Genomic DNA, 3,367 nt, shown 5'->3' with positions numbered 1-3,367 from the left:
GGGGGTCTTCGGTTGCGGCGTCCCGGTCCTGGGGATCTGCTCCGGCCAGCAGGTGATGATGGAACGGCCCGGCGGCCGGGGGGGGGCCGGGCATCACGCCGAATTCGGCCGCGCCTTCGTCAGCCCCACCGACACCGCCGATCCGCTCTTCGCCGGACTCTTCGCCACCGGGCGCGAGGAGGTCTGGATGAGCCACGGCGACCGGGTCACGGCCCTCGCCCCGGGCTTCTCGGTGATCGGCGCCTCGCCGAACGCGCCCTTCGCCATCGTCGCCGACCCGGCGCGACATTTCTACGCGGTGCAGTTCCATCCGGAGGTGCATCACACCGTCAACGGCGCGCGGATCCTGAGGAACTTCACCGACCTCGCCAGCTTCACCGGCGACTGGACGATGGCCGCCTACAAGGAGCAGGCGATCGCCGCGATCCGCGCCCAGGTGGGCGAGGCCCGGGTCATCTGCGGCCTCTCCGGGGGCGTGGATTCCTCTGTCGCCGCCGTGCTGATTCACGAGGCGATCGGCGAGCAGCTCACCTGCGTCTTCGTCGACACCGGCCTGATGCGCCAGGGCGAGGCCGACGAGGTGGTGGGCCTCTTCCGCGACCACTACAATATCCCGCTGATCCACGCGGACGAAGGCGACCGCTTCCTTGCCGCGCTCGCCGGCATCGACGAGCCGGAGGCCAAGCGCAAGATCATCGGGCGCCTCTTCATCGAGGTCTTCGAGGCGCGCGCCCGCGAGGTCGGAGACGCCGAATTCCTCGCCCAGGGCACCCTCTATCCGGACGTGATCGAGAGCGTCAGCTTCACCGGCGGCCCCTCGGTGACCATCAAGAGCCACCACAATGTCGGCGGCCTGCCGCAACGGATGCATCTGAAGCTGGTGGAGCCGCTGCGCGAGCTCTTCAAGGACGAGGTCCGCGCGCTCGGGCGCGAGCTCGGCCTGCCGGCGAGCTTCGTCGGCCGGCACCCCTTCCCCGGCCCCGGCCTCGCCATCCGCTGCCCCGGCGCGATCACCCCCGAGAAGCTCGCCATCCTGCGCAAGGCCGATGCGGTCTATCTCGAGCAGATCCGGCGGCACGGTCTCTACGATGCGATCTGGCAGGCCTTCGCCGTCCTGCTCCCGGTCCGTACCGTGGGCGTCATGGGCGACGGGCGCACCTACGATTATGTCTGCGCCCTGCGGGCGGTGACCTCCGTCGACGGGATGACCGCGGACTACTATCCGTTCGACCACCCGTTCCTGTCGGAAACCGCCACGCGGATCATAAACGAAGTCAAAGGCATAAACCGCGTTACCTACGATATCACATCAAAACCGCCGGGCACCATCGAATGGGAGTGACCCAGGCGGATCCGGCCGGCACCGAAATAGCGGCACCTTGCAGCGCAACCCTCTCAAGAGGGTGCGGGAAGGGAATCTGGTCCATGTGGGCGATGGCAACCGCGGCGGGCGCACGCATTTGGGCGGTTCGGGGCACCTGAGCGCCGTGGCTGCGGGGCACCCGATCGGCGTCTTCCGAGCAACGACTCGATCTCCTGCTGCCGGGAACGCCGGCTTGAGGATGGCCGCCTTCGGTCCGGTCGCCGGAAGAACTGGGCATCGGAATCGCCCTCGGAGCACGGGATCTGGAAGCCAGGCACTTTTGCAGGCGCAGTCCTGGAACCCAATTCCTGCACGGTCCGAGTCCGGCCTGCATCGGCCTACCCGCGGTGATCCGGGCCGAACGTGCCCGGTGGAAGTGGTGATCGAAGACGTGCTGCTCCATCGCCGGAAGAGAGCAACAGGCCGGTCGAGAACAGGATTCAGCTGACGCGGCGCTGCCTTGCTTGCCGTGATGGCCCGGCGCCCACAAGCCGGGCCGATCCAGAATGTCGTGGCCCGGAACCATGACTGAGGCTCATGCTTTTTGCAATGAATGTCATTTTTCTTCATCCATCGGGTGGGGTATGGCTGGTGACGGCAATTGCGGGGACGACTGGCATGGAAGCCTTCAGACTACCCGGACCCGCTCGGCTGGCGGAGCTGCGGGCGCTGGCCAAGGAGCGAATCCTGGTCCTCGACGGGGCGATGGGCACGATGATCCAGGCGCTCGACATGACGGAGGAGGATTTCGTTGGAGCGGGTCATGAGCGAGGCCCTGGGCATGGGCCCGGCTGTCGGCATTGGCATCGTTCCGAGCATCCGCAGAAGGGCAACAACGACCTTCTTGTCCTGACCCAGCCGAAAGCGGTTGAGGACATCCAGTTTCAGTTTGCCATGGCCGGTGCGGACATCCTCGAGACCAACACCTTCTCCTCGACCTCGATCGCGCAGGCGGATTACGGCCTGGAAGCGGCGGTGCACGATCTCAACGTCGCCGGCGCGCAGGTCGCGCGACGGGCGGCCGACCGCGCCACGGCCCGGGACGGCCGCGCGCGCTTCGTGGCCGGCGCGGTGGGGCCGACCAACCGGACCGCCTCGATCAGCCCCGACGTGAACGATCCCGGCTTTCGCGCCGTCGGTTTCGATCAGCTGCGCGTGGCCTATGGCGAACAGATCGACGGTCTGATCGAGGGTGGCGCCGATCTGATCCTGATCGAGACGATCTTCGATACGCTCAACGCCAAGGCGGCGATCTTCGCCGCCTTCGAGAGCTTCGCCAAGGTGGGCCGCCGCCTGCCGATCATGATCTCCGGCACGATCACCGACGCCTCGGGCAGAACGCTGTCGGGACAGACGCCCACCGCCTTCTGGCATTCCGTCGCCCATGCCCGGCCGTTCACGGTGGGGCTGAACTGCGCGCTCGGGGCGGCCGCGATGCGCCCGCACATGGCCGAGATCGCGGCCGTGGCCACGACGCGGACCTGCGCCTATCCCAACGCCGGGCTGCCCAACGCCTTCGGCCTCTACGACGAGACGCCCGACCGGACCGCGGCGGCGGTGGCCGAGTTCGCGCGCGAGGGCATCGTCAATGTTGTCGGCGGCTGCTGCGGCACCACGCCAGACCATATCCGCGCCATCGCCGAGGCCATCACGCCCTTCGCGCCGCGGGAGGTGCCCGCATGACCCGGCTCCTCCGCCTCTCGGGCCTCGAGCCCTTCGTGCTGACGCCCGACATTCCCTTCGTGAACATCGGCGAGCGCACGAACGTCACCGGCTCGGCGCGCTTCCGCAAGCTGATCGTCAACCGCGACTATGCCGCCGCGCTGGAGGTCGCGCGCGATCAGGTCGAGAACGGCGCGCAGATCATCGACGTGAACATGGACGAGGGTCTGATCGATTCGAAGGCCGCGATGGTCGAGTTCCTGAACCTCGTCGCGTCCGAGCCGGACATCGCCCGCGTGCCGGTGATGATCGACAGCTCGAAATGGGAGGTGATCGAGGCCG

The 3,367-nt window shown here is 67.7% G+C and carries 3 protein-coding genes; all 3 read left to right on the top strand.

Annotated features, from left to right (window positions below):
- Positions 1-1,342, top strand: a 1,342-nt coding sequence (gene guaA, locus V7050_RS19800; protein ID WP_324411111.1) for a glutamine-hydrolyzing GMP synthase, incomplete at its 5' end; no start/stop codon positions are given.
- Positions 1,343-1,981: 639 nt separating this feature from the next.
- Positions 1,982-3,046, top strand: coding sequence for a homocysteine S-methyltransferase family protein (locus V7050_RS19795; RefSeq protein ID WP_324365224.1), 1,065 nt, complete (start codon positions 1,982-1,984; stop codon positions 3,044-3,046).
- The coding region (locus V7050_RS19790) for a dihydropteroate synthase (protein ID WP_324411108.1) at positions 3,043-3,367 on the top strand (325 nt) is incomplete at its 3' end. The genes V7050_RS19795 and V7050_RS19790, both read left to right, overlap by 4 nt.

Origin of the sequence: Amaricoccus sp. (genome assembly GCF_036846665.1) — a bacterium.
Lineage (GTDB): Bacteria > Pseudomonadota > Alphaproteobacteria > Rhodobacterales > Rhodobacteraceae > Amaricoccus.
The sequence above is the reverse complement of the archived record's forward strand: the minus strand, read 5'-3'. Positions and strand labels throughout refer to the sequence as shown.

Excerpts from the sequence above, each read along its gene's own strand:
- V7050_RS19795 (WP_324365224.1), top strand. The coding sequence starts at position 1,982 with ATGGAAGCCTTCAGACTACCCGGACCCGCTCGGCTGGCGGAGCTGCGG.